The sequence below is a fragment of the Bacteriovorax sp. PP10 genome (assembly GCF_035013165.1).
Classification (GTDB): Bacteria; Bdellovibrionota; Bacteriovoracia; order Bacteriovoracales; family Bacteriovoracaceae; genus Bacteriovorax; species Bacteriovorax antarcticus.
The window spans coordinates 417051-441985 of sequence record NZ_JAYGJQ010000003.1 but is presented as its reverse complement, the minus strand read 5'-3'; the positions used below and the strand labels follow the sequence as shown (position 1 = coordinate 441985).

Genomic DNA, 24935 nt, shown 5'->3' with positions numbered 1-24935 from the left:
TTCTTAGAATCTCAAACCGATACTTGCTTTCATATTCAAAATATTAGTCGATTGTTCAGTGCCATCAGCAAATTGTTCGGTGGCACTTAACGATTCAACAGACCCTTCAAATATCAGCGCCATCGACTTCGTAAAAGGCATTAGATAGCCCACGCGTGCCTCAGGCAGTAGTGTGACAGTCCCTGAAGCTTTATCACCATCAACTGTCGTCTCAGAGCGACCGACACCAGCAGCAAGAGTAAGATAAAAGTTATCTTTATCCTTAGAAAAATTTACGAAGTGGTATGTGGCCGCAACAGTGGCCATAACTCTATTAGTAGGAATATCAAGTTGAGGGTCTTCAAGTCTATAAACTTCGTTATCGATTCTTGCTCCAACACTCATTTCAAATTCAGGCATAAAGCGATAGTTGTAATCAACCGCAAAGTTGTAACCTGTACGGCTTGTATTCTTTTCGTCTGCCACTGAAGAAGAAGACTGAGTCAGACCTTTATTGTAGCTGGCCTTAATCGTAAAATTGTTAAGCGTTCTGAATTTTTTGTAAACTTCATTGTAGTTAATTGTCGGAGTTAGATTTGGATCACTGATAAGTTCCAATGCCACATTTCCATAGACAGTAGAGTTTGAGCTTACGATATCTTCTTTATTAAATGGAACGGTGATTGTGGCATCAACAGGCACCCATAAAGAGTAGCTGCGGTTCACTTCAGAGGCCTTGCAAACGATACTGACGTTGTCGTTAGCAAAAATAATTTCCTGTCCTTTAATCACTCCATCTTTGATCCCTTTTGCGACCACAAACGATTTTCTATTTTTAGAAACCGTCTGAATAACCGTCAATTCTTCTTTGGCATAAAGAAGGTTTGTTGGAGCTAGAGTCATGAGTCCAAGGAGAAACAGGCAACCAAAGTGTTTTTTCATAAGGCAAGTTTAACATATCCCTTGCCAATAAAAAGACACACTTTTTTGACCACCCCTATAGGGGAAAGAAGCGGAAGAGTCGGATATTTCAAAGCTTTTGACTATGGGGAATAAAGTTACCCGACAGCAGAGGTAAGATATAAAATAGTAAAGGTCATAGGAAGATGTTCGATAAGAATCGTAGGGAGTACTCACTAATGTCTTCAACGAAGAGTTTTATTAACACTTTTATGCTAGCGATTGCAACACTTGCAATCACTTCTTGCGTGCCTAAGGCAACGGAGAAGAAAGCTGCGTGTGGAGTTAATCAAGCGTTTAGTTCGGTGAGCAGAAGTTGTTATTCGATTGAAGAGTTGAGAACGAAGCCAGTAGGGACAACTGCTACTGTCTCTATGGATGAAGAAATTTCTAAAACAATTACTCTTGCATATACTGATGGAAATAAAGATAAGGCAGTGTCTTGTAAAATAATTCCAACATCGACAAGTTTAGAAATGATTGCACCTTCAGTTGCTGACGGTGGATTATTCAGGAAAGCCGATGAAGTTTATTTGAATGCAAGTAATATAGCTACTGCATTAGGTGGACCTTTACTTGTATCTGAAGTGGCGATGAGAACAGCACTAGATAAAGCTAAAGCTAGTCAGTATTATCCAACTGTGGCCGCTCAGTTAGTTGTGTTTAAAACGCAAGCGACTTCCATTATAGGAGCAGGTCTGGGAATCACAAATAATGTGGTGGTTCTGAGTAATTACATGGCAGGACAAGAAAACTTGTTGGCATTTACACCAATGATGACGAACATGAGTAATCGTTGTGAATGTTCTGGTGGAGTTTGTTCGACTTTAGCGATTCCGAAAGCAAATAAATCAGGGACCACAGGGTTTTCTTATACGGTTACTGATGTTGATGGTGAAGGAGCTGCAAAGGCAACTGTGGTTACTGTCGCTGCGATGTCGAAGTCGACTGCACATCTGAAGCCGGTTGCTCAATCCGGATTCTATAATTTATATGAAAGTAATACTTCAACTGCGACAGCTTATAATATTACGATACCTGCAGCTGCTGACATAACTGGTGTTAACTCTGCCATGAAATATTATTTTGATACAAGCGATCCATCCATTGCAACAAAGGTTGGCGATGTCGGTTGGACAGCGAAAGGTAAGATTACCGGTTGTATGGATTTGCAAGGTTCGGGTGGCCTAACAGATAGGACTTGTATTTATACTCCTGCGAATCCTGATAAAACTCTGAATGGGGATCTGTTTGATATCAATACTCCTGTAAAAGCTGTAACTCCTCTTGGTGCTGTTGGTAATTTAAGGTTTACTGCGGTGGCAGAAGGTACTGCTGCTAACAGTTTTACTGTTCAATTTTTTGATTTACGCGATAAAAACCTTTTAACTAATAACATATATGTTGATGATTCATATATAACAGCTCCTCAAATTTACGGGCTAGTTGGTGGCGCTGAAGAAGCATTTATAAGAGTTGCAGGAAATGCAATTAAGATTTTTATCAATCCAGCTGAAACAACAGAGACTCAAATTCAAGATTTAGTCAATAATCATAAGCAAGCAAGTCTTATGGTTCGTGCTAGTGGTGCGATGAGTGTGGCACCAGCAACAACTGCTTCACCTATACCATTAAGTGGTGGAGTTGATGCTTACGATAAAGTTCCATTTTATGTGAATAATCTTCTTACAAATTCAGCTAATAAATCTTTTCTATCATTCAAAATTAATCAAGTGGATGATGTACCGGCAATGGATTATTTAATACTTGCTGAAAAAACAGTGGACGAAGATTTAACACCAATTTTAGTAAATTTAGCTTCTCCTGCAACTTATACAGATTCTGATACAGATTTAGTTGCACCTTTCAATTATACAAATATTTGTGAAGTAACTACTATTGATGTACTTCATCCAGGGACAAATTTTGTTGCCTATGGTTGTACATGTGCACTGAATGTATGTACAGCATCTCTTACTCCAACTCCAAATGCTTCAAGTACAGCGCCATTTACTTTTCAATACCGTATTGGAAGTGTTAGTGCTGGTGTTACTCAGTACACACCGTATAGAGATTTTAAATTAACAATTACACCGATTAATGATGCTCCTGAAATTAGTGCAACAGCAATTACAACACTTACTCCAGCAACTCCTTTATCAACAATAGCGCAACCACAGATAATCAATGAAGGATCATCTGGAACTCTTACCGTATATGTCGGACCTGGTGGAAGCGGATACGAATCACAAAACGTAACATTAGCTGCTACAAGTTCAGACCCAATTCTATTTCCTTCGGGAAGTATTGTCATTGCAGATGCAGCTCCACTTGGTACAGGTAAAAAACTTGTTACATTTACTCCTAAATCAGATCAGTCTGGAACTGCAACAATTACATTTACTGCAACTGATAATGGAAATCCTACCGCTCCGAATGTTAATGTTTTTTCTACAACTTATATAGTTAAAGTTAAGGCCATTAATAATCCACCTTATTTCCGTTCAGCTATTACAAAAGTAGAAACAAACGAAGGTGGAGCAGTTCAAAGTGATGGATTCGTCATTGATGAAGATGTCGGAAGCTCTACAGACGAAAATGCACAATACGTAACAATTGAGTCACTAGTTTCAGATAATACAAATGTTCTTCCTATTAGTGCGATTAGAATTTTCTATGATTTAAATGATAATGGAGTAGAAGATTCTGGTGAGGAAAGATGTGCTGTCAATCAAGCTGGATGTCTATTTACTACTAAATTGGAAGCTGCAAATACAGATGATGTAAAATCTCATAAGTTTTATTTAAAGCTGGATCCAGTAGATGGTATTTCTGGAAATGCAAACGTTACAATGACTCTTTCAGATCACATTGATACAACTGCTGTCACAGGGGATCCTTTATATCTTACTGACAATACTTATGGGCCACTTACTACATCTGTTGTGACTAATTTTTCTTTTATTGTTCATCCAACAGCAGCACTTCATGGTGGATGGAATAATATTTCTTCAGTCGGTCTTAAAACAGATAAAAATGGAGCACCGGTAGCAGTATCAGAAATTCAATGTAACTACAATAAGGCCCCTGCAACAGGAGTGGTCGAAGATTTAAAGGCATGTTCAGGAGCAAGCTGTACCCAAGCATATAGTCCGACAGGAACAATTGTTCCAGATGCGGCGAATGTAATTTTTTGGGATTCGACAGCTAAGCGTTGTTATAGAAGTACAGGTACAACTGCATTTTCTTGGGTAGACTTTAATACTTCATGTCCTATTTCAAGAACACCAACAGATACTGGTATTTGCTCAGGCAATAACTGTATTAATATTTCTGCAATTCCAAAAGCTACTGGGCTATTTAGATACGATACAGCAACGAATACTTGTTATGTAAGTAACGGAACAACAAGCATTAGTGATTGGGATGTTAAGTATGTACCAGCAAAAGTAACACTTGCATGGAAGCCATTTATTATGGTTGGTTCAGGAGCTGATAGTAACGTTCAAACTGCAGGATGGAATGTTTATCGTCGTGAAGCAGGAACAGACTATAATTTTAAAGGTGGTCATTTAAAGAGCACGACTGCAGGCTCAACTGCAAATTTTACTATTCCAGATCCAAGTATCAGGACTTTTACGGATACAACTGCGATTGCTGGAAAAGTTTATTACTACGTTGTTCGACCTGTCGACAATTTAAGATTATTTCCAACTTATACACCTGAAATTTTTTCAGAAGCTAGAGTTATTGCTTCTCCTCAAAATTATACGTTTGTTCATAGATGGATGATTAACCAAGAAATTTGTAACAGTATGAATATGACTGCTACAACAACTCCTAATAGTATTGATCAAAGTCATAATTTCCGCTGCCCTTATGCTGGTCCAGGTGAAGCAACTGTAACCGTTGGTGCAGTGACAACTGCTTTAGGATATTATGATTATGGAAGAGATGTTCTGGTTGATACACAAGAACTAGGTTGTCCTTACGCTAAGGCGCCAAAATGTTCTGCTAATGGATGTATCGGTATCGGAGCTCCAACAGATACAGGGGATTTATTATCAGGTGATTTATACTACGATCGTAGTTCTGGTTCATGTTATGCATATGATTTAGGAGTTTTTACTAATGTGCAAAGTGCAGGTCTTGCAGTTATTAAGGTTCTCGTTGATAAGTTTAATACTGCTTTAAATGCACCACTTGTAAATGTTGGTCAGTCTCGAGCTGTTGATATTTGTGCCGCAAGAACATCTCCAGTACTTTACAGAAATGATGGAATGACTGTAGCAGTTGATCTAGGTACGCATCCAATTCTTCCAAGTAAAAAAGATTATAATGCTTATGCAGCACAAAGATCAGATATCACAGATCCAGAAGTTACAGAATTAGAGCAAGGTTATTCTTTAAATATTCAATCCCGTTGTAATGGTAGTGCGGCCAGTGGACTTGAAACCGCATTTACTGATTCATCAATTCCATCTACTAGTTTTATCTATTCAATCCCTGGGACTTTTTCATCAGGAATTAGATCACTTTATACAGGATCAATTGCATGGGGAAGTAGTAAAGGAACAGAATCTTGTATTTCTAGATATGGAATTCAAGATTTATATGGGAACGTTGCTGAGTGGACTAGTGATAGAATGACTTGTCCTCTGGGAACACATTCGTGTACATCGTCAGGTAGTGGTTCAAGCTTTGAATACGTATTTGATTCACAAGCATATGGTTTAGATAATATTACTGGACCTTACAATGATAGTGATGGGATTGTTGGTCCAAGTGCTACAGATGCGGATCTTACCAGCTGGATTTTTGGTGATCAATTTTTTACAGCTTCAAAGTATTCGTTTCCTGTCGGTTTACCTATTAGTTCTAATATTACTACAGATAATGCTTCTAAGCTTTCTCCAGCAATAGCTTATCTTTTAGATATTGGTCCTTCTTCTGGGATAACAACAAATAAGTTACATGAAGATGGATTTATTCCTAATATGGCTGCTGTACGTAGCAGTTCTACTGTAATCGCTGCTGTAACTTATAATGGTATTGGTGGGCTTGCCGTTGGTGGTAGTTACCTTTCTGGAAACTTAGCAGGAAGATATACAACTGAAGTGATCCCTGTAGATAATCAACGTAAAGATGTAGGCTTAAGATGTATTATTCCAGTTAAGTCTTACAATACTGGGGATACACAATACAATTATCCTGAAGCTCTTTAATTCATTTGCCCCCTCAAATTTTCTCCGCTAAAATTTCTTTATTAAAACAAAGGAAGTTTTTTTATGTTTCAAAGCTTAGGCCTTCTGGTCATCTCAAACCTTTTCATGACTTTTGCATGGTATGGTCACCTTAAATCAAACCAACACTCAAAACTATGGATCGTAATCCTGGTCTCATGGGGAATCGCATTCTTCGAATACTGCTTCCAGGTCCCAGCTAACCGCATAGGGATTCAATTCCTGACCCTAGGTCAGTTAAAGGTCATGCAAGAAATCATCACAATGACAGTCTTTGCGGCCTTCTCAATCCTATATATGAAAGTCCCGCTAACAAAAAACTTTCTCTATGCAAGTGTATGCTTAGTCCTTGCAGCGTTCTTTATTTTTAAAGATCAAATGCACGCTTAACTTAAAAGGAATTTAAGATGGGAAAAATTATTAGTTTTATCAATCAAAAAGGCGGAGTCGGAAAAACGACGATGGCCTTCAATTCTGCTTTTGCTCTTGCTCAGAAAGGTAAAAAAGTTTTGACGATTGATCTTGATCCTCAAGCGAATCTAACACTTTTATTCGAAGCACGTAACACATACAACCTTCATCATCTTTTAGTAAACTCAATCAAAGAACTAAAGATGATCCACGTCCCAGCAATGCTCTCTGAAATCCTTCATTACTCAAAAGGTAATGCGGTTGTAGACTTAATTCCTGGTGGACAAGAGCTTTCAGGTTTCGACTTAACAGTCGCTTCAATCAATGCTCCAAGACAACTAGTCCTAAAAAAATTCCTAGAAATTAACGACCTAAAAAATCGCTACGACTACATCATCATCGATTGCCCACCAACACTGGGGCTTCTGGTAATCAACGCCCTTTGCGCAAGCGACGGTGTCATCATTCCTTTCAAGGCCGACGACTTTTCTGCAAAAGGTCTAGATCATTTTTATCAAGTACTCGAAGATATCGCAGATATGGGAATCGTTGCGGCCCCTGAAGTCGTTTTACATGTGCCCAATTTAGTTGATCTTCGCAGAAAACAAGAAAATGACGATTTGACAAAAATTATCGAGAAGGTCGACAATGCTGTAGGGGAAGGAAAAGTCTTTTCTCCGTTTCTTAATAAAGCAGGTCTGGTAAAATCATTATCAGGGCGTAAATCGGTTTTCGAATTTAAGACCAATGAATTTCTAGATCTACGCGAGAAATTTATGGGAATAGCCGATAAGATCGAGGAGTGGGCAAATGTCAGACAGTAAAAAAAGTTCTAATCCACTATATGTCGTAAGAAACAATGGAGTTGATGTGGAAGCAGCAAATAGCATTATCGATTTAATTTTGAAGAAGACGGGGATTGATCAGATGATTCCTATTCTTGAAAATATTATGGCGATTTTACTTTCTCAGGTGAACTCGTATCCGATGTTTATGGAAGTGAAGAAAATTTTTGATGCGATTTTTGAGAAGGCGATTGAGATTATGTTTCAAGCTCAGCAGGTTATCAATTCTATGCAAAAGAAGAACGCGTAATTTTAATGGACAGTTGTAAGTAGAGCATCTGGAACAAAGATCCTTTTTGTCCCATTTGAAGTTTTACTAGCAACTTCTGCCATTTCTAAATCAGTTGTAAGCAGTATTGGTATTTTTGAACATAAGAACATATTGAGAATCATAGCATCGTTTGATGCAATTCCGTAACTGCCCATTAGTGAAACGGCTTCCTCCCACTGCGGTACCGTAAGCATCAAATCATTTTCATTATTAGTTCGTATTGAAATGAAATTAAGGTCAAAGACTTCTTTTGTACTCGTCCAAATAGGTTTAAGACGAGCATTTAAATAGTCTTTGCAAAATAAATCCCATCCATCTCCCTTGTCCCAATCAAAAGCAGACAGTAGTTGGCGAAATCTTTTTATTTGACCAATATCAATCTTGATAGATTTTTCTTCAACTACTTTCCTACGGTATGATGTTCGATGTAATTTAAGTTTTTCTAACAAAGTTCCATTGAGTTCAGTATTAAAGTCTTCTAAGAAATCAATAAGGCATTCTGCTATTAAAACACGTCTATGATTTTCTAAAAATTCTGCTCTGACATTAACATTTGTATAGGGCAGGACATTTGATCTGGATATGATATTAAATATTAATTCTGACTCAGTATTAAAAGAGTCCAATGGGTAAGTGGCAGAAAATAAAACTGTTGTATCAACAAAGCATCCAATGCTTTTTTCTTTTTTTATAAAATTTGATAATTCAGAAAATGGACGAATCATGTTGTTATATCTCAAGGTCTTTATTTGGTTTTGCAACCTGCTTTATTTTTGCATCTTTTCTTGTTTCTTTTTTTCCAAACACCTCTAACAATTCTTTTCGTTGCTTAGGCGTGAGTGGAGTATTGACGATTTTGTAATACATTTCTCTAAAACGAGCGACAGATCCTGGTTTTAAATACTTTAATGGTTGATTTGGTTTAACTTCTTCATCTTCATAATCTTCATACATAAATACCTCCATATTATCTAAGCAAGATAACATGGTTTCGGGACACGGTACGTTGTTGATATTATTGGATATTTTATTAGAGTAATCTAAAAATGAAGATCGAAACGTCATTTTTATAAAAAGCGAATAAGTAACATGTTTATTATTGTGATTTTTTTGTGAAAATAAAAAAGAACTTATCTAGAGATCGTTTAAACGAATCTTGATATCACACTTGGTGATATCAAGATTGTCAGCATTTCAATTATTAAAAATTAGATTCATCACCACACATTACAAGAATAAAATTATGACCATCGTAGCTTCCTGGAACTCCAGATGGGTAAACTTCTTCTAATGAAGCTGTCGAGAAAAGCTCGATATGCCCAGCTCCAAGATCAACTTTAGTAAGCTTCACAACTTTACCAGTTTTTGTTTCTGTAAGCTTTTTAACAAGCTCACCTTTTTTATTTGTAGAAAGAGATAAAGTGTAAAGTTCATCACTTAATTTCTCTCCGCTTTTAATATATTTTTGAGTTCCTAGTTCTCTTGTTTCACCTTTGAAAAGATGTCCAAGGCCACCAGCGTAGTTAGCGTTACAAGCTGTGTCCGCGAAAGTTGCAGTTGAAACTAGTAATGTAGCAAGTACAAGAAGTGACTTCATATGATTCTCCTTAGAGTGGTTATGAAGTAACTATGACATTATTTTATTTATTTTGAAGAGGGTTTGTAATTTCTACTTAGCGAGAGCGGATTCGGCGTGTTTTTACTGTTGGAGTAGGTTCAGGAATAGAGTTATCAACACTCCAATCGATCTTTTCAAGGGTCGTAGTAGGCTTTTCTTGGGGTCTAACAACAGAGGCCTGACCAGTAGCTACTTCGTCAGAAATAACGTCAGTTACGGCATCGGCATTCGCCATCTGAAGCTCTTCAGTTTTGAATTGGCTCGTTTCCAGAGCGCGCAACTCGGCCTCGAAATCAGGCAGGGGAGCAATCGAGCTGAATGCGTTACTTGAGAAAATGAATGTCAGAAACAACATAGTTTTTAACATTCCATTATTTTTTCACACATTTGGATTATTTAAAAGGGCCAATGGAAATCATTCATGCTATTTAAATATCTATGACTTATATTCCAGATGAAGACCTATTTCTTCATGCTTACCACTACGATTTACCTCCGGAATTGATCGCTCAGCGTCCGGTAGACGGTATTGACCGCCATCAGTCGCGTTTGATGGTTTATGACGTGAAAACGGACACGGTCACTCACGACCACTTTTTTAACCTCCCAAAGTACCTTCCAGAGAACTCATTGATCGTTTTTAACCAGTCGAAGGTCTTTCCTTCAAGGCTGCTTGGAAATAAGGCCAGTGGTGGAAAGGCGGAGCTTTTCTTTTTATCTCACGAAAAAAATGGGGAAGGATTCTATCCTTGTCTGTTGAAGACGAGATCGAAAAAAAGCATCGGTGATGAGTTTATCTTTGCGGATGGATTAAAAGTTCAAGTGGGAAGTTTAAATAACGATGGAACGTTCGGTGTAAAAGCTGACTTGCCTTCTCAGTATGAAAATCTTCTTTCTTACCTCGAAAAAAACGCTCTGATTCCTATTCCTCCTTACATTAGAAAAGGGGAAAGTGATGATGAAGATAAAAAGAACTATCAAACAGTTTATTCAAAAGAAACTGGATCAGTTGCAGCTCCAACAGCGGGTCTGCATTTTACCAATGAACTTTTGGGAAAACTAAAAGACCATAAAATCGACCAGGCCTTTGTTACATTACACGTAGGTCTTGGAACTTTTAAACCGGTCACAGTTGATCATTTAAAAGACCACGTTATGCACTCGGAAGAGTATTTTGTGGATAGCGAAAATTTAAATAAAATTCAACGTTCTAAAAACATTTTTGCTGTAGGGACGACGAGTCTTCGCGTTCTTGAGTCGAGTTATGGAAAGGATATCAAGGCAGGCGAGCACTATAAAACACAGATTTTCCTGCACCCAGGAATTGATGTGAAGAGTGTTTCAGGGCTTATCACGAATTTTCACCTCCCCGAATCAACCCTTCTTATGCTAGTGTCGGCGCTGGTCGGCAGAAAGAAAACGCTCGAATTGTACGAGCTAGCTGTGAAAGAGAGATACCGCTTTTTCTCTTACGGTGATGCCATGCTGATTTTAAGGTAATAAAAAATGTCAGAAAAAAAGATCTTCACAAAAATAGCTCAATCAAAAAAGGCACGCGCAGGAGTCATTAAAACAGCTCATGGCGATATTGAAACTCCGATTTTTATGCCGGTAGGAACACGTGCGAGTGTAAAATGCATGTGGCAGGAAGACCTAGAAGAAATGAACGCTCAGATTATTCTTGGGAATACTTATCATTTATATCTTCGCCCGGGTCACGAGCTGGTAGAAAAAGTTGGTGGTGGGCTTCATGGATTCATGAAGTGGGATAAACCGATTTTAACTGACAGTGGTGGATACCAGGTATTTTCTCTTTCAAGCATGAATAAAGTGACTGAAGAAGGTGTAACATTCTCGTCTCACCTTGATGGATCAAAACACTTAATTTCCCCAGAGAAATCGATGGAAATTCAACGTGCACTTGGTTCTGATATCGTGATGAACTTCGATGAGTGTCCGGCACTTCCAGCGACAAAAGAACGTTTAAGAGAAAGCATGGAGCTGACTCTTCGTTGGGCCCAAAGATGTCGCGACTATAATTTAAAACCACATCAAAATCTTTTCGGGATTATTCAAGGTGGCCTTCACCACGATCTTCGTACTGAATGTATGGAGAGATTAAATGAAATGGGCTTTGAAGGAATGGCACTTGGTGGTCTATCTGTCGGAGAGAAAAACGAAGAGATGGTGAATTTCCTAGATAACTTCGTTCACACAATGCCAGAAGATAAACCACGCTACTTAATGGGTGTTGGTAAGCCACTGGACGTCTTAAACGGGATCAAGGCAGGCATCGACATGTTCGATTGCGTGCTACCGACAAGAAACGCCAGAAATGGGCAATTTTTAACTCGTGGCGGACCGCTTAATATTAAAAAAGAACGCTTCAAAGAAGATTTATTACCGCCAGACCCGGAGTGTAATTGCAAAGTTTGTAAAAAACATAGCCGTTCGTATATTCGCCATCTGTACACAGTGGGAGAGTATTTAGCTGGGAATATGATCACGTATCACAATTTGTTTTTCTATTTGCAAATGACTCATGATGCAAGAGAAGCAATAAAGCTCGATAAGTTTGACGAGTTTTACACTAAGTTTTATAACTCTTATCAATCAAATATGTGGAACTAAGAAAGTTTCCAACGTTACAAGGAATGACAATGTTAAAATCTCTTTTAGCTACTGTACTAATGTCTTCAACTTCTGCTTTTGCTCAAGTAGCAGGCGCACCAGCTGCAGCAGCTCCAGCTCAAAACCCTCTAATGCAATTTCTTCCATTAGTAGTTGTATTCGTGATTTTCTACTTCCTTATGATCAGACCTCAAAAAAAGAAATATGATCAGGAACAAGCTTTACTAAAAGAGCTTTCTAAAGGGGACGAAGTTTACACAAAATCAGGCCTAATCGGGACAATTTACGGAATGACTGATACAGTAGTAACACTAGAAGTTTCTGAAGGTCTTCGTTTGAAAGTTTTAAAAGGTCAAATCGCTGGTCTTTATAAAACTCTTACAGAAACAGCAAAAAAATAATTAAATTGGAGTTTGTATGTTTGGATTAGGTGCTGGCGAATTATTACTTATTTTTGTAATCGCAATTTTATTCTTAGGGCCAAAAAAGATTCCTGAACTTGCTAAAGGCCTAGGTCAAGCAGTGCGTGAATTCCAAAAAGCTCGCGATGAGATGATGAACGAAATTAACAAAACGCCTCCAGCTGCAAGTCAAACAACGGCCGAAGTTTCAAAAAAAGCTGACGTTGAAGTGACTGCCGTGAAAGTTGAATCTGCTACTGATACTCCTGAATCTCCTAAGCAATCATAAAATCGTTCTTGTAATACCATAAATTAATCAACTATACTTTCTGGAACATCCAGAAAGTATAGTTACTTTTGCATATAAAAAAGGGAGTTTTTTAATGAAAACCAGCTGGTGGGTACGTTTCAGCGTGCTACTCGTTCTTATTGCCGCTTCGGTAATCGTGTTATTACCAACAGTCATGAAATTTGATGAAAACGGACATTATCCGGTTAAATCAAAAATCAATCTAGGTCTAGACCTTCAAGGTGGTCTTTACATGGTTCTTGGAATTGATTTCAAGAAAGTTTACCGTGATGAAGTTCAGACTTACGTAAGAAAAATCGAAACTCTAATGAGAGACCAAGAAATTGGGATGACAATTGGATCGATGGACGACGCTGATGTTAATGACCCAAAACAATCTTTTACTCTTAACAAAGCTTCAGACATGGACGCTGCTAAGAAAAAAATTAAAGAAATGTTTGGTAATACTATCCGTATCACTCAAGAAGATGGAGCTCGCCTTCAAATCGGTCTTGCTCACTCTGTGAAAACTTCTATTGAAGAGCAATCAGTTGGGAAGTCGATTGAAGTTATCAGAAACCGTATCGATGAATTCGGGGTTACAGAACCAGAAATTATCGCTCAAGGTGTTGATAGAATCGTTGTTCAGCTTCCAGGTGTTCGCGATATCGAAAGAGCTAAAGAACTTATCGGGAAAACTGCTAAGCTTGAATTCAAGATCGTAAACGATACAGTTCCTCCAGCAACTCTTCAAACTTGGATGGAAAAATCTAAGGCAGCAGGGATCACTTACAAAAAAGGTGAGAGATTCTCTGACTATATTAAGAAGATGAACGAATTCCTTGCAAAAGATCTTCCAGAAGGTCATGAGCTTGCTTTCGAAAAATCTAGTACTCACGATGAGTCTTTAAACATCCCGTATGTTATTGAAGCAACTCCTCGTATTACAGGTGACGATCTAGCGGACGCTCGCGTTCAAATCGACCCACAAAAAAATCAACCATACGTTTCTATGGAATTTAAATCTTCAGGATCAAAAAGATTCGAAGACACTACTGGTGCAAATATCGGTAAGAGAATGGCCGTAGTTCTTGATGGTAACGTTTACTCAGCTCCAATGATCCAGGCGAAAATCGCTGGTGGACACGCTCAGATCACTTTAGGTGGTGGAGCAAACTTCAACAAAGTTATGTCAGAAGCTCGTGACCTTGCTCTAATTCTTCGTGCTGGTGCACTACCAGTTCAGTTAGATTTCTTAGAACAAAGAACAGTTGGACCTAACCTTGGTAACGACTCAATTCAAAGTGCAAAATTCGCATCAATCGTTGGATGTATTTTAGTATTCATCTTCGCAGTTGTTTACTACAGATTCTCTGGTGTGATCGCGATCGTTACACTTCTTCTTAACGTTCTTTTCACTGTAGCTATCTTAGTTGCAATGGAAGCGACGCTTACACTTCCGGGTATTGCAGGTATTGCTCTAACGGTTGGTATGGCCATCGATACGAACATTATTATCTTTGAGAAAATCAGAGATGAAATCAGAAAAGGTCTTTCAAGCTTCAAAGCTTACGAGATGGGATTTGATTCAGCTCTTTGGACAATCCTTGATGCCCACATTACTCAAGCAGCAGCAGGTTTCTGTCTTCTGAACTTTGGTACAGGTCCAATCAGAGGGTTCGCTGTTACTTTACTTGTTGGTATCGCGGTAACTGTTTACACGGCTTATTACGTGTCTCACATCCTATATGAACTATATATGGAGAAGACAGGTACAAAGGCACTTAGTATTTAATTTAAGTTTAATGTTGGAGTAGTTTATATGATGGAATTAATTAAACACGGGACGACGATCGATTTCATGGGAAAACGTAAATACGTTATGACTTTCTCATTGGTAATCACGCTTCTTGCCCTATATGGTATTTTTTATAAAATGGAATACGGTGTAGACTTTAGAGGGGGAGCTGAAATTCAAACTAAGTTTGAAAGAAACATCCACCTTGACGACCTACGCGGAGCACTTGATAAAGGTGGATTCCACGGAGTAAGTGTTCAGACTATCGGTGAAGAAAAAGACAACGAAGTTCTGATTAAAGTTCAGGCCGATGAAGGGTCTTTAAACGCAATCACTGAAAACGTTTCAAAAGTTTTAACAACATCTTTTGCAGATAATAAAGTTGAAGTTAGAAAAGTAGATATCGTTGGTCCAAAAGCGGGTAGTGAACTAAGAATGTCTGCTGTTAAGGCGATGTTCTGGGCGATTCTATCGATCATGGTGTACATGGCGATCAGATTCGACTTCCGTTATGCTCCAGGGGTAATGGTTTCTCTTACTCACGATATTATCATCGTGACAGGGGTTCTAGCTTTCGTTGGAACTGAATTCTCACTTCACACTGTTGCCGCACTTCTTGCGATCATTGGTTACTCAGTTAACGATACTGTTATCGTTTACGACCGTATCCGTGAGCACGAAGAAGGTGGAGATAAGAACAAATCTCTTAAGCAACACATTAACGACGCCGTTAACGATACACTTTCTAGAACAATCCTTACGTCTGTAGCGACTCTTTTCGTTGCAGCTTCAATGTACTTCTTCGGTGGTGCTGCGATTAAAGATTTCTTCTTAGCAATGTCAATCGGGATCATTTTCGGGACTTACTCATCAGTATACGTAGCAGCTTCAACAACTCTATTTATCGATGGTTTAGCGAAAAAATCAAAAAAGACGAATGCAACACAAGCTACAGTTTAATTTTTTAAAACTAGTTTTAATCATGGGCCTTCTAATTTTAGAAGGCCCTTGTTTTGCCCAGACTCCAGACCAAGAGCGCGTTGGATCTGAAAACCCTACGACCAATCCCACTATTATCGATGCTGAGAAACCAACTGAGTCACCTCAGGAAGAACACGACACTCAGGATTTAGAAAAACTTCTAAAACGCTACAATACCGATTCAGAAAAAATCTTAAAAGACGCCGACAAACTTCATAATGATACAAACACTAATGAAGTGAAAGAAAGCGAGATTGAAAGTATGCCAAGGTCGGAAGTGACTGAGGTTCATGCCCCTCGTGATGCTTTTGAAGAAGTGATTGATACGGGATTGAAGTCGAGACATAAACCGAAAGTTATCTCAAGTGACATTTCTAATTCTGTCCGTATGGCCCTTGAGCCTCTTCAGAAGTTAAGTGAAAAAGACTTACTAAAGCGATTAGATGAAAGCACAAAAGAGTCTGTAGCAAGACCCTACATGGATCAGTTCCCCAACATTACGATATTTGCAGTTCGTCTGATCAAAGATAAAGAAAGTATTCCATCAATGGCCAAAATCCTTGAAGATAAGGACCGTCTGATCTGGTTTGTGGGGGCGATGCTCTCTACTATACTGTTTGGTTTCATCTTGAAGAAAGTCATGCACAGAGAGGGGAGATCCTTCTTAAAAGCGGTCTTATACTTCTTTATCAGAATGTACATCGTCTTCGCCGTCAGAGTGGCGATTGTGTATTACTTCTATAGCGTAGAGTTCACTCCCGCTGCCAAAGTCTTTAAAGCTACATTTATGTAAATTAACTCTTAGGAACGCAACCGATGCGCTTGTCGCTGGTTTGTACGTTGGTTGGCTGCCCTGTAGGCACGTTGCCGTTAAGTGTGTTTGGAGCTCTTACCGTAAAGAGTTTTCTACCCCCTTCAGTAAGTGGATCCGCAGTTGTACTTGTCGGCCAGTAGTAGTAGATCGTTTTTGTGTTCATTGAAGCTGTATTAGCTCTAATCTTCAATCCATTTTCAATGTAGAACCCATAACTCTTAAGTGTCGACTCACGAACGAACATCGTTCCGTAAAGTGTCTTAGGAGTTGATCCATCAAGGAATGTCTCGGCCTGTTTTTCTGCCAGGTAAATCCCTTCAGTCTGATCCATGTACTCGCCTAATAGGTTTAGCAGTGGTTGATTACCAGTAAACTCAGTAGGTCCAGGACAGTATGTTTTCCCAGTTCCAGTTTCTGTAAATGGAACCATGATATACCCAAGAGGTATAGTTGTACTTGTAGTTGTCGTTGCAGTCGAAGGACGATTTGGATAACTCACAAGTCTGAATAGATCGATATCCACGCCATTCATATTATATTCAGCAGACAAGCGGTCAGATAAAATTTTATTGATCGTTAATTTATTATTGTTCACCGGTAGAGCAACAAAGCGAGTGTCGGACTTATCCCACATTGCAAATGATGTTGGAATCAATTCCATACGAGGGTAAAGAGCAGAGTCTGCACCTGGATGAAGCTGTTCATCATGACAAACAATTTGTGATTGATTGCTACCAACACTTGGTGCAACCGGTGCCGGGTCTTCGTTAGAAGCGAAGTAGTAGAAGATTCTGGCAAAAGTTGTTCTGATAATATTTCCAGAAGCATCAACTTTCCCACCGTAAGTCATACAAGTGTATTGGCTGATTGGAGTTGTTTTTAAAGCACCTAGAACATCGTTTGAATCCGTTTTTTGAACTTGTCTGTTGATCTGGAATTCTTTTGATTGAGCACCAGAACCAGTTTTTGTTTCAACCAGTTTTAAGATCCATGTGCGGTTAACCGCAAGTGATAAAATGTTTACGTTGAATGAGTTTGATCCGGCCGTTGTGTTAGCAGGAAGAGTGATTGTGTTTAGCCCGTCAGTTGCTACAACTGAACAATTTGGATTTGTATCATCATCAGCTAGCTGAACAGTACACCAGTTATGAAGGTTTCCAAGTTTAGTGTTCAATGCGATTTCTGTACCCATGAGTGTATTAACATAAAGGATGGGTTGATCACTTGGTGTCTTTAATGCACAAAATGCATCACAGTTATTAATGATGTCTGATTTTCCATTAATACATGAACAGAAGTCACTCTTAATATCAATCGCATTTGTTGGTCGTGTTTCAACTGTTACATCCGGCATACAAAGATTTGCAGAGCCGTTAACAATAGTAAGAAGGGCCGTATTACCGTCAGTCACCAGGTCAGTTTTTACTTTTGCTAACTCGGCAGTCGTCGCAAGGTGAAATCCTGCTACAGTCGCAGAGCCTGCTGAACATGAACTCGTACAAGTGTCATAAGGAGAGGTGTAGTTTAAGTAAGTCGCTCCACAACCTTCTTCATTTCCATCTACGACAGAAAAGTCTTTAACAACTCCACGCTTTTTCGCTACTGATGCATCACCAATACACGAAGACGCTACTACCATCATTGCGGCAATAGAAAGAGTTGATAAAATAGTGTGCAGGCCTTTTATCTTAAACATGGGATTTTCTGGTTCTCCTACTTACTTAATCGACTTCTTATAGTGAAACTTTAATCCTTTTATATCGTTACTCTTATTTTAAAGCGGTTCATGACAGGGTCTGAGAGTATTTCGATGCTGAATTTTTTAGCAGTTATTTCTGGTGTTTATAGGCGCTATAATAAGAAGTTATTTATTTTGAATTGCCATTATTTAGAGGCAAAGGATTATGACAAGAATCTTACTTCACAGGCAGTAGAGGAGAGATAGTGTCTAAACTTTTGACAGTGGTGTTTGTAGCATTGTGCTCTTTGATGAGTAGAGAAATCGCCTGCCAGTTTAGCGGCCCGACACTTTCTTCATCAATAATAAGATGGTGGAATTTATTTTTTAATTTTGTTTTTTCAGATGAATTTGAAAACTCATAAATAGACCAATTGGTTAAATTGTTCACATCAATTATTGAGCGAAGCCCTGCAGGACTCACCAATTCATCATCAGGATCTATAATGATTAATGTCGGAGTATCACTCCCTTTGATACCGGATTTTTTCACCGAATCAATTGAATCAAACATTGAGTTGTAGGCAATCATCGGTGTGCCCTTACAGTTGGCCCTGTAGTCTTCTTCATTAAAGCTAGGGACAAGATATTTTGGTCCAAAAACATTGAGCATTTTAACCATATAACTCTTCATCGTTATCGCCGCCGCTGGAGCAAAATAAATTATGTGATCATACTTTACATCGGCTTCAGGGAAATTATTCATCAGATCCATATTAAGTACGCCACCTAAAGAGTAGCCTACATAATTTAAGGGAAGACCGAGAAGATCTGCTCTTTGTCTTGCTTCACAATATCCATTGAAAATGTCTTGAATCCAATCCGGCCTGGTAACATTTTTAAATTCCTCTTCATTTCCTCTATGGCCTTTTAATGAAATTCTTAAAACCTCAGAACCATCATCAGATAATAGTTTTCCAATAGAGTCCATTTTTTCAGGCGCGAAATTTAATCCATGAACAAGAAGTGAAACCGAAATTGGTTTTGCTTTAGCGGAAGGAATCCATTTATTAAATTTACTTGATTCAAATTTTTCAGGGCATTTAAGTTTTAATTCTTCACCGGCCGCTGTGAAACATCCAAAGCTAGTGAGAATAAAAATAAGAAAAAAAGAAAAGCGGTGATTCATTCGTTGCCCTAAGCTTCGCGTTCAATGCTTTTCGTAAACGTAGGCCTTAATCTTAAGTGCTATAAAGATAATATGTTTTAAATAATGTTTATCGGCCGTATAGATCTTGTTCGTGTTGCGTCTTCGCAGATTACTGCGCATTTTTACTTAAAATACAAACATTTCCTAGTTGCTTAAATAATTTTAGCAACTTAGACTAGTAGTATGCGCTTAAGATTAGCTAACTAAAGTTTTTCGAGACTCTAACCGATAGAGATCACACAAAGTTAAAAAAAATCCTGAAGGAGATACGGCCATGACGAAGGCAGATTTAATTGCAGCTCTTGAAAAACAAGCGAACCTTACTCACAAGCAAGCTGAAACAATTATCAATATCACTTTTGATAGCATGATTAAGGCCCTATATGAGGACGAGAGAATCGAAATCAGAGGTTTCGGATCATTCGCTAATAGAAATTATAAAGCGTACGAAGGACGTAATCCTAAGACTGGGAAAATCGTAAAAGTACCACCGAAGAAAGTTCCATTCTTTAAAGTTGGTAAGGAACTTAAAGAGATGGTTGATGAAGGTAAAGATAAGTACGTGATCCGCGAAGCTTAATAGCGAAAAAATGCGAAGCATTTTTACTTGTTAATTAAGAGTTCGCTATTACTAATACCTTATAAATACATTGACAAAATAAGGGATTTTTTGCAAAATCCCTTTAATCATTTTTCATTGGAGACGTGCCAGAGCAGTCCAATGGAACGGTTTGCAAAACCGTAAAGCCGGCGGTGCGAATCCGCCCGTCTCCTCCAAATGGAAAAATGTTAAGTTGATGTATCGGCTGCTCTACTTCAAAAACTCTCTCTTATTAAACGCTTAGGTTTCAATGGCTTAAGCAAGATCCAAAAAGTCATTCTGTCTCTAACTGTCTCACACTTTCACTGATGGGCTTAATTGTGCTTACTTTTGTGCTTACAAAAAATCTTATGAATTTTAGTAAGCACAATGTGTAGTTTTAGCCGTTTTTTACTACCTACACGCGTGTAGCCTGAGATTTTTATTAGGCTATACGCTGTGTGGTTTTTAACAACGTTTTAAACACATCAGGAGAGTTACATGAACGAAAATTTATTGAAAAGAAATCGTAAAATTGAATTAAGTAAAGAGGCCATTGCACTAAAGAAGATGAGGGAGTTTCGTTCTAAGTCAGTTCGAGATGTAGGAGACCTATTAAAAATCTCCTTCACAACTGTAAGTCATATGGAAAATGGTAGGGCCGTGATTCATGAAGGTTACTTAGAAAAATTTTTAGCTGTGCTTGAATTTAGCCTGGAAGACTTTAATTGTTTTGTTCAAGGAAAATTTAAAGATGAAGGCTTACGTTTAAAGTGCTTGAGGCTTGTTGAAGAAATTGAGCCATCTAAGCTTGAAAAACTGTATGCCATTATCAATGTAATTTAATACTGGAATAAATATATGACTATCGTTAAAAAATTAGAAGATATTTTGGAAGAGAAAAATTTAAGTGTGGCCGGTTGAGATTTAACTACCGTTCTTTAGAAGTTAAATCTCAACTAACTTAGGACAGAGGTTTAGAAAAGGCTGAGTTCTTATATGGCTCCACTTTTTACGTCAGCTGTTACTGTGTTACGAAGGCTGAATTTTATGAACAAAATTAATGCTATTAGCACAGCAATAGCTGAAAAGATGACCATCATTCCAAAGTTTGAAGTATTCCCTAGTATTGAAGCAACTAGAAATAATACTAGTGTTGCCATACTTGTAGTTGAGTTAGCTATGCCATTTACCTCACCGCGTTTATCCTTGGGGATTAATAGTTGGCGTAATTCTGTTTCACCGATACTAAATCCATAAAGACCTATGCGAGAAAAAAGAATTAATACTAAGAAGATGTAAATATTATCTAAATAATAAAAACTAATAACTGATGCTAGAATACATATAAATTGAAATTGGATAAATATTTTACTAGTACTAACCAGACCCTTCTTTTCTTTTATAATGGAAAATAAAAAAGTTGGAATCAATCCAAAAAATGCCCCCAAGCCTCTAAATAGACCGATAGTCATTTCAGATACTCTAGCACCATCTTTCAAGTAGCTTGTTAAAAGAACACCGTGAGGGCTTAAAGCTGATAACCATAGAAATGCATAAGAAACTATAACTAGAGCATAAGGTTTGTTTTTTAATTTTTTCATTGATTCAAAGAAAACCGTTAAAAAATTAATTGAGGGTACAGGGACCGAAATTTTTTCTTTGTAGGAAGCTGAGTTCTGAGTTGCCTTTAATAAATAATATTCAGGCATAAAAGTTAAAAGATTTAAGATAGCTACGATTGTAAATCCCCAGAAATCAGTCTTGTCTGAGAAAAGAGAAAAGACTAATCCAGTGAATATTGGAGCAGTTACTTCAGTTAATAAATCAAGTCTTTTAAGCCTACTATTAAATGTAGTTAATTCACTCTCAGGCAACACATCTACAGCAAGATCAAATCCTACAGATATATCCATTAAAGAAGATCCTAAATTTGAAATAGCACTGAAGATTGAAAGTAAGAAAAGGATTAAAACATATTGGGGTAAACTGAAATTTGCACCCTCGGTCTGACCTATGAACAAAGATATAATAGCAAGCCACATAAATATCATTGCAATTGTTTGAGATCCAATACCTAATTTATAGATGTTGATTCTTTTATTGTTATCAATTCTTCTGGCTACAGATGGTCCAATTAAAATTTGAGCTAGTTTTGAAAATAAGTATACTAGAGCAATTAACTGCATTTTTCCCGGAAAGATCTGGATAAGTACAAGTGGAACTGCAAAATCCCATGCTTGATCTCCAAAACGAGTCAAAAACCTACTGAGTAAAATCTTAAATTGCATTGACATCCTAACCCCCTGGGGGGGATAATAAACTAATGAATGAAATAAAACAACATGCTTCTCATAAAGGAATTATCTTGAGACTTAAAAAAGCTCATGGTCATTTGGCAAAAGTAATCCAGATGATGGAAAATCAAGAGAAATGCTTGAAAGTATCTCAACAACTATATGCTGTTGAAAAGGCAATTACTCAGGCTAAGAAAGCTGTTATTCACGATCACATTGAGCATTGCTTGGAAGAAAGTAACGGCAAAAGTAAAAAGAATGATTTAAATGAATTTAAAGAAATAACAAAATACCTTTAGGATCTTTTTTGATTTTAACTTTAAAAAAAATCAACTGCATCGTTATTTCATGCTTCATGATTGTTGTGATGTCTTGTTCTTTTTTTATATCTGTTAAATACTTTTCAGATGATTTAGCGACTTTAGAATCCCATAATGTCTTTCTTGCTTCCCATTTAAATTACCATGAAAGAGATAGCCATCATAAAGATCTTGATTCAGAAGACGAAGTATCTATTGGCCATTCTCACACGCACAGACATAGTGAAGGTGAGGAAGAGCATACTCACAAACATGTTAATGTTGTTACATTTTCAGAAGTGATTCTTTTTCAGTCAAATTCACTTTTTATTCTTTCTCTCGATATTTTTCAATCAATTCCTAAGACATATGCTCATCTTTTTTCGGATTCATATACTTTAGAAATCCTCAGACCACCTATCTATTCTTAGATTTTATTAAATTAAATTTTATTTATCTAAGGAGAATAGATGAAACTTCTACTATCAGCATTTTTAATGCTGGCGAGTCCCAATATTTGGGCCCATGGTATATCTGCCGCCGATAAGCAAGCTATGCTTGAAGGTGGATACCTAAAATACATGTGGCTTGGTACAACTCACATGCTTACTGGCTATGATCATTTACTATTTATTTTTGGAGTTATTTTCTTTTTATCAACTTTCAAAGATATTGTTAAATTCATAAGTGTTTTTACTTTTGGTCATTGTATAACTTTAGTGTTTGCAACATTTTACAAAATCACTGCAAATTATTATCTGATTGATGCAGTTATCGCGATGAGTGTTATGTACAAAGGCTTCGAAAACATTGATGGATTTAAAAAGTATTTCCATTGGCAACCACCAAGTTTGTTAAAAATGGTTTTTGCCTTTGGATTAATACATGGATTTGGTCTTTCGACACGACTTCAGCAATTGCCATTAGGAGATGATAAGCAATCTATGTTGTTTAGAATTCTCTCATTTAATGTTGGAGTTGAACTCGGCCAGATTATAGCATTGACTGTAATGCTTATCTTTTTAAAAGGATGGAGAAAGACTTCTTCATTCCAGAAATTCGCTTATGCTGCCAATATTGCATTAATTGCTGGAGGTATTTATCTCTTCAATATGCAAATGCATGGATATTGGCATAGCTCTGATCCAGCTGCATTTCCACTAAATCAAGATGATCACACTCATATTCATACTGACTGGAAAGCTGAAGAGATGAATACACATTAACAATTAATTCTTAAGGAGAATTTATGAAATCATTACTACTATTATCTGTACTAGTTTTCTCACATTCAATTTTTGCAAGTGGAAATCATTATCACCCAAAAAAGATTTTAAAATGTTCTGGTGAATGTATGGAATCACAAATTAAAAAAGTTGTTCCAGAGGCATTAGATGTGTTAGTTAAGGCCAAAGAAGTTAAAGAGCAATGGAAGTCAATTCCTATAGAGCAAATTGAAAAAAGAAAATTCGCAAAAGGGGATGAGTGGGTTGTGATTCTTTTTAATAAGGATGAATCTGATACAGCAAGACAACGTCTCTATATGTTTATCTCTCTCGATGGTTGGCTAAATGGTGCTAACAATTCAGGGAACTAGTATGACAAAATTTATATATCACTTTTTAAATTCTGTAGCATTCGCTTCTCCAGGAAGCGGTCATTCGCACGCTGATGAGGATGCATTGGCCTCTAAGATTATTGGTATAGTTGTTATCCTCGTTATTTCAGGTATTGGATTTTTGTTCATATCTAAAAAGAAGAAGTAGTTAGATCTTTACTCCGACCAGGATTGATCTTGGTCGGTTTAATTTTTTTGCTACGTTTTTTCAATAATAAAGACATTAGGATCATTACCAATTTTCATGTGAATTCGAGTTTCTTTTTGATAGAATCTGTTTACACAACAATATCTTGATAATAAAAAGGCTAAAGCAAAATAAAATGTTTTAGCCTTTTGACTTATTGAACGTTAATAACTCCACTAGTTATATTAATTCCACAAATAAAATTAACTTTACCTTTTTTAGTTTACCAATATTTGTTGTCACGGTTTTATTCAAAGTAATTTCCTTTTTTATTTTTTTGCGCTGAGAAAAATCTACTGCAATCTAAAAACCATGATTGAAATTACGAAAGAAAAAGTTAACTTAACCAAAGATATTATGGATCGAACATTTTTCGAATTTAGAATTGGACTGAAAGATGCCTTATCCTTAAATGAAGCGTAGATGAGTATCTAGAAGCTAGAGAAGTTTTAATTGAGCATCAACTCGAGTATATCCTTAGCGTTGAAGAAGCAAACGCGTCCACTTTAACTAATTATAATAGATATTGCAGGTGTTTAGGGGATGTCACAATTCCTTTAAGTGTGTCGTATTCCTTATGTTGATACCCGTGGGGGGTATGTGCAAGGAGAAATAAAATGTATGAATTTAATGTAGAAGGAATGACCTGTAGTAGTTGTGTGAATAGTATTAGAAACGCTGTGAAGTCCTTAGATGCAAATGCTGAGGTAAACGTGGATCTAAAGAGTCAGAAGGTTAAAGTACACAGCGAAAAGAAAAAGTCTGAAATCGCATCAATTATTGAAGAAGCTGGTTACTCAGTACTTGATTCTTAAAAACTGATAA

Annotated in this window: 27 protein-coding genes and 1 tRNA gene; 20 read left to right on the top strand and 8 right to left on the bottom strand. The window is 37.4% G+C overall.

Annotation, left to right across the window (positions count from 1 at the left end; translation table 11 throughout):
• Nucleotides 1-3: 3 nt before the first annotated feature.
• Nucleotides 4-921, bottom strand: a complete 918-nt coding sequence (locus SHI21_RS19930; RefSeq protein WP_323578954.1) for a hypothetical protein — start codon at nucleotides 919-921, stop codon at nucleotides 4-6.
• A gap of 197 nt (nucleotides 922-1118) precedes the next feature.
• Here SHI21_RS19930 and SHI21_RS19925 point away from each other — a divergent pair, with 197 nt between their 5' ends.
• From SHI21_RS19925 to SHI21_RS19910, 4 genes are all read left to right on the top strand, one after another.
• Nucleotides 1119-6164 carry an Ig-like domain-containing protein gene (locus SHI21_RS19925; RefSeq protein WP_323578952.1) on the top strand — a complete coding sequence of 1682 codons (5046 nt, stop codon included), beginning with the start codon at nucleotides 1119-1121 and terminating at the stop codon, nucleotides 6162-6164.
• Between the two features lie 63 nt (nucleotides 6165-6227).
• Nucleotides 6228-6572: a DMT family protein gene (locus tag SHI21_RS19920; RefSeq protein ID WP_323578950.1), complete on the top strand. Its 345-nt coding sequence runs from the start codon at nucleotides 6228-6230 to the stop codon at nucleotides 6570-6572.
• Nucleotides 6573-6589: 17 nt separating this feature from the next.
• Nucleotides 6590-7417 carry a ParA family protein gene (locus tag SHI21_RS19915; protein WP_323578949.1) on the top strand — a complete coding sequence of 276 codons (828 nt, stop codon included), beginning with the start codon at nucleotides 6590-6592 and terminating at the stop codon, nucleotides 7415-7417.
• Nucleotides 7404-7688 carry a hypothetical protein gene (locus tag SHI21_RS19910; protein ID WP_323578947.1) on the top strand — a complete coding sequence of 95 codons (285 nt, stop codon included), beginning with the start codon at nucleotides 7404-7406 and terminating at the stop codon, nucleotides 7686-7688. Before SHI21_RS19915 ends, SHI21_RS19910 begins: the two co-directional genes overlap by 14 nt.
• A 2-nt stretch (nucleotides 7689-7690) precedes the next feature.
• Here SHI21_RS19910 and SHI21_RS19905 read toward each other — a convergent pair whose 3' ends face one another.
• From SHI21_RS19905 to SHI21_RS19890, 4 genes are all read right to left on the bottom strand, one after another.
• On the bottom strand, nucleotides 7691-8434 hold the full coding sequence (locus SHI21_RS19905) for a hypothetical protein (RefSeq protein WP_323578945.1): 744 nt from the start codon (nucleotides 8432-8434) through the stop codon (nucleotides 7691-7693).
• A gap of 4 nt (nucleotides 8435-8438) precedes the next feature.
• Nucleotides 8439-8663, bottom strand: coding sequence for a hypothetical protein (locus SHI21_RS19900; RefSeq protein WP_323578944.1), 225 nt, complete (start codon nucleotides 8661-8663; stop codon nucleotides 8439-8441).
• A gap of 247 nt (nucleotides 8664-8910) precedes the next feature.
• A complete protein-coding gene (locus SHI21_RS19895) occupies nucleotides 8911-9306 on the bottom strand; it encodes a hypothetical protein (protein ID WP_323578942.1) in 396 nt (131 codons plus the stop codon).
• A gap of 76 nt (nucleotides 9307-9382) precedes the next feature.
• Nucleotides 9383-9694, bottom strand: coding sequence for a hypothetical protein (locus SHI21_RS19890; protein WP_323578941.1), 312 nt, complete (start codon nucleotides 9692-9694; stop codon nucleotides 9383-9385).
• 71 nt (nucleotides 9695-9765) lie between these two features.
• Between SHI21_RS19890 and queA the strand changes: the two genes are divergently transcribed.
• From queA to SHI21_RS19855, 7 genes are all read left to right on the top strand, one after another.
• The gene (queA, locus tag SHI21_RS19885) at nucleotides 9766-10827 is read left to right on the top strand and encodes a tRNA preQ1(34) S-adenosylmethionine ribosyltransferase-isomerase QueA (RefSeq protein WP_323578939.1); all 1062 of its coding nucleotides are present in this window, start codon (nucleotides 9766-9768) and stop codon (nucleotides 10825-10827) included.
• A 6-nt stretch (nucleotides 10828-10833) separates the two neighbouring features.
• Nucleotides 10834-11958, top strand: coding sequence for a tRNA guanosine(34) transglycosylase Tgt (gene tgt, locus SHI21_RS19880; protein ID WP_323578937.1), 1125 nt, complete (start codon nucleotides 10834-10836; stop codon nucleotides 11956-11958).
• A gap of 29 nt (nucleotides 11959-11987) precedes the next feature.
• Nucleotides 11988-12359 carry a preprotein translocase subunit YajC gene (gene yajC, locus SHI21_RS19875; protein ID WP_323578936.1) on the top strand — a complete coding sequence of 124 codons (372 nt, stop codon included), beginning with the start codon at nucleotides 11988-11990 and terminating at the stop codon, nucleotides 12357-12359.
• Nucleotides 12360-12375: 16 nt separating this feature from the next.
• The gene (locus tag SHI21_RS19870; RefSeq protein WP_323578934.1) at nucleotides 12376-12648 is read left to right on the top strand and encodes a Sec-independent protein translocase subunit TatA/TatB; all 273 of its coding nucleotides are present in this window, start codon (nucleotides 12376-12378) and stop codon (nucleotides 12646-12648) included.
• A 94-nt stretch (nucleotides 12649-12742) separates the two neighbouring features.
• Nucleotides 12743-14443, top strand: coding sequence for a protein translocase subunit SecD (gene secD, locus SHI21_RS19865; RefSeq protein ID WP_323578932.1), 1701 nt, complete (start codon nucleotides 12743-12745; stop codon nucleotides 14441-14443).
• 27 nt (nucleotides 14444-14470) lie between these two features.
• Nucleotides 14471-15406: a protein translocase subunit SecF gene (secF, locus tag SHI21_RS19860; protein ID WP_323578930.1), complete on the top strand. Its 936-nt coding sequence runs from the start codon at nucleotides 14471-14473 to the stop codon at nucleotides 15404-15406.
• Nucleotides 15384-16220 carry a hypothetical protein gene (locus tag SHI21_RS19855; RefSeq protein ID WP_323578928.1) on the top strand — a complete coding sequence of 279 codons (837 nt, stop codon included), beginning with the start codon at nucleotides 15384-15386 and terminating at the stop codon, nucleotides 16218-16220. Before secF ends, SHI21_RS19855 begins: the two co-directional genes overlap by 23 nt.
• A 1-nt stretch (nucleotide 16221) precedes the next feature.
• Here the strand turns inward: SHI21_RS19855 and SHI21_RS19850 are convergent, their stop codons facing one another.
• The gene (locus tag SHI21_RS19850) at nucleotides 16222-17937 is read right to left on the bottom strand and encodes a hypothetical protein (protein ID WP_323578926.1); all 1716 of its coding nucleotides are present in this window, start codon (nucleotides 17935-17937) and stop codon (nucleotides 16222-16224) included.
• Between the two features lie 220 nt (nucleotides 17938-18157).
• Nucleotides 18158-19108: an alpha/beta hydrolase gene (locus SHI21_RS19845; RefSeq protein ID WP_323578924.1), complete on the bottom strand. Its 951-nt coding sequence runs from the start codon at nucleotides 19106-19108 to the stop codon at nucleotides 18158-18160.
• A 295-nt stretch (nucleotides 19109-19403) separates the two neighbouring features.
• Here SHI21_RS19845 and SHI21_RS19840 point away from each other — a divergent pair, with 295 nt between their 5' ends.
• The 3 genes from SHI21_RS19840 to SHI21_RS19830 all read left to right on the top strand — a co-directional run bounded on the left by SHI21_RS19840 (nucleotide 19404) and on the right by SHI21_RS19830 (nucleotide 20555).
• Nucleotides 19404-19709, top strand: coding sequence for an HU family DNA-binding protein (locus SHI21_RS19840; protein WP_102243728.1), 306 nt, complete (start codon nucleotides 19404-19406; stop codon nucleotides 19707-19709).
• Between the two features lie 119 nt (nucleotides 19710-19828).
• Nucleotides 19829-19906: transfer RNA gene (locus tag SHI21_RS19835), tRNA-Cys, on the top strand.
• Between the two features lie 304 nt (nucleotides 19907-20210).
• Nucleotides 20211-20555 carry a helix-turn-helix domain-containing protein gene (locus SHI21_RS19830; protein ID WP_323578919.1) on the top strand — a complete coding sequence of 115 codons (345 nt, stop codon included), beginning with the start codon at nucleotides 20211-20213 and terminating at the stop codon, nucleotides 20553-20555.
• A gap of 149 nt (nucleotides 20556-20704) precedes the next feature.
• Here SHI21_RS19830 and SHI21_RS19825 read toward each other — a convergent pair whose 3' ends face one another.
• Complete coding sequence (locus SHI21_RS19825) at nucleotides 20705-22006, bottom strand: MFS transporter (protein WP_323578918.1); 1302 nt, start codon at nucleotides 22004-22006, stop codon at nucleotides 20705-20707.
• 29 nt (nucleotides 22007-22035) lie between these two features.
• On the opposite strand from SHI21_RS19825, the gene SHI21_RS19820 reads away from it, so the two are divergent.
• From SHI21_RS19820 to SHI21_RS19795, 6 genes are all read left to right on the top strand, one after another.
• Nucleotides 22036-22305, top strand: a complete 270-nt coding sequence (locus tag SHI21_RS19820) for a metal-sensing transcriptional repressor (protein WP_323578916.1) — start codon at nucleotides 22036-22038, stop codon at nucleotides 22303-22305.
• 8 nt (nucleotides 22306-22313) lie between these two features.
• Nucleotides 22314-22736, top strand: coding sequence for a hypothetical protein (locus SHI21_RS19815; RefSeq protein ID WP_323578915.1), 423 nt, complete (start codon nucleotides 22314-22316; stop codon nucleotides 22734-22736).
• A gap of 39 nt (nucleotides 22737-22775) precedes the next feature.
• Nucleotides 22776-23531 (top strand): HupE/UreJ family protein, encoded by a 756-nt coding sequence (locus tag SHI21_RS19810; RefSeq protein WP_323578913.1) that lies wholly within the window; start codon nucleotides 22776-22778, stop codon nucleotides 23529-23531.
• A gap of 23 nt (nucleotides 23532-23554) precedes the next feature.
• Nucleotides 23555-23902: a DUF6488 family protein gene (locus SHI21_RS19805; RefSeq protein ID WP_323578911.1), complete on the top strand. Its 348-nt coding sequence runs from the start codon at nucleotides 23555-23557 to the stop codon at nucleotides 23900-23902.
• Nucleotide 23903: 1 nt separating this feature from the next.
• Entirely contained in the window at nucleotides 23904-24071 is a 168-nt protein-coding gene (locus tag SHI21_RS19800; protein ID WP_323578910.1) for a hypothetical protein, read from the top strand.
• A gap of 656 nt (nucleotides 24072-24727) precedes the next feature.
• Nucleotides 24728-24925, top strand: a complete 198-nt coding sequence (locus tag SHI21_RS19795; RefSeq protein WP_323578908.1) for a heavy-metal-associated domain-containing protein — start codon at nucleotides 24728-24730, stop codon at nucleotides 24923-24925.
• The last annotated feature ends 10 nt before the right edge of the window (nucleotides 24926-24935 follow it).

What these genes read in the sequence shown, in the direction of transcription:
- SHI21_RS19825 (WP_323578918.1), bottom strand. Translation starts at nt 22,006, where the DNA reads ATGTCAATGCAATTTAAGATTTTACTCAGTAGGTTTTTGACTCGTTTT.
- SHI21_RS19800 (WP_323578910.1), top strand. Translation starts at nt 23,904, where the DNA reads ATGACAAAATTTATATATCACTTTTTAAATTCTGTAGCATTCGCTTCT.
- secF (WP_323578930.1), top strand. Translation starts at nt 14,471, where the DNA reads ATGATGGAATTAATTAAACACGGGACGACGATCGATTTCATGGGAAAA.
- secD (WP_323578932.1), top strand. Translation starts at nt 12,743, where the DNA reads ATGAAAACCAGCTGGTGGGTACGTTTCAGCGTGCTACTCGTTCTTATT.
- SHI21_RS19905 (WP_323578945.1), bottom strand. Translation starts at nt 8,434, where the DNA reads ATGATTCGTCCATTTTCTGAATTATCAAATTTTATAAAAAAAGAAAAA.
- SHI21_RS19920 (WP_323578950.1), top strand. Translation starts at nt 6,228, where the DNA reads ATGTTTCAAAGCTTAGGCCTTCTGGTCATCTCAAACCTTTTCATGACT.
- SHI21_RS19845 (WP_323578924.1), bottom strand. Translation starts at nt 19,108, where the DNA reads ATGAATCACCGCTTTTCTTTTTTTCTTATTTTTATTCTCACTAGCTTT.
- queA (WP_323578939.1), top strand. Translation starts at nt 9,766, where the DNA reads ATGACTTATATTCCAGATGAAGACCTATTTCTTCATGCTTACCACTAC.
- SHI21_RS19810 (WP_323578913.1), top strand. Translation starts at nt 22,776, where the DNA reads ATGAAACTTCTACTATCAGCATTTTTAATGCTGGCGAGTCCCAATATT.
- SHI21_RS19915 (WP_323578949.1), top strand. Translation starts at nt 6,590, where the DNA reads ATGGGAAAAATTATTAGTTTTATCAATCAAAAAGGCGGAGTCGGAAAA.
- SHI21_RS19930 (WP_323578954.1), bottom strand. Translation starts at nt 921, where the DNA reads ATGAAAAAACACTTTGGTTGCCTGTTTCTCCTTGGACTCATGACTCTA.
- SHI21_RS19855 (WP_323578928.1), top strand. Translation starts at nt 15,384, where the DNA reads ATGCAACACAAGCTACAGTTTAATTTTTTAAAACTAGTTTTAATCATG.
- SHI21_RS19910 (WP_323578947.1), top strand. Translation starts at nt 7,404, where the DNA reads ATGTCAGACAGTAAAAAAAGTTCTAATCCACTATATGTCGTAAGAAAC.
- SHI21_RS19895 (WP_323578942.1), bottom strand. Translation starts at nt 9,306, where the DNA reads ATGAAGTCACTTCTTGTACTTGCTACATTACTAGTTTCAACTGCAACT.
- SHI21_RS19820 (WP_323578916.1), top strand. Translation starts at nt 22,036, where the DNA reads ATGAATGAAATAAAACAACATGCTTCTCATAAAGGAATTATCTTGAGA.
- SHI21_RS19870 (WP_323578934.1), top strand. Translation starts at nt 12,376, where the DNA reads ATGTTTGGATTAGGTGCTGGCGAATTATTACTTATTTTTGTAATCGCA.
- tgt (WP_323578937.1), top strand. Translation starts at nt 10,834, where the DNA reads ATGTCAGAAAAAAAGATCTTCACAAAAATAGCTCAATCAAAAAAGGCA.
- SHI21_RS19795 (WP_323578908.1), top strand. Translation starts at nt 24,728, where the DNA reads ATGTATGAATTTAATGTAGAAGGAATGACCTGTAGTAGTTGTGTGAAT.
- SHI21_RS19890 (WP_323578941.1), bottom strand. Translation starts at nt 9,694, where the DNA reads ATGTTAAAAACTATGTTGTTTCTGACATTCATTTTCTCAAGTAACGCA.
- SHI21_RS19805 (WP_323578911.1), top strand. Translation starts at nt 23,555, where the DNA reads ATGAAATCATTACTACTATTATCTGTACTAGTTTTCTCACATTCAATT.
- SHI21_RS19900 (WP_323578944.1), bottom strand. Translation starts at nt 8,663, where the DNA reads ATGTATGAAGATTATGAAGATGAAGAAGTTAAACCAAATCAACCATTA.
- SHI21_RS19830 (WP_323578919.1), top strand. Translation starts at nt 20,211, where the DNA reads ATGAACGAAAATTTATTGAAAAGAAATCGTAAAATTGAATTAAGTAAA.
- yajC (WP_323578936.1), top strand. Translation starts at nt 11,988, where the DNA reads ATGTTAAAATCTCTTTTAGCTACTGTACTAATGTCTTCAACTTCTGCT.
- SHI21_RS19850 (WP_323578926.1), bottom strand. Translation starts at nt 17,937, where the DNA reads ATGTTTAAGATAAAAGGCCTGCACACTATTTTATCAACTCTTTCTATT.
- SHI21_RS19840 (WP_102243728.1), top strand. Translation starts at nt 19,404, where the DNA reads ATGACGAAGGCAGATTTAATTGCAGCTCTTGAAAAACAAGCGAACCTT.
- SHI21_RS19925 (WP_323578952.1), top strand. Translation starts at nt 1,119, where the DNA reads ATGTCTTCAACGAAGAGTTTTATTAACACTTTTATGCTAGCGATTGCA.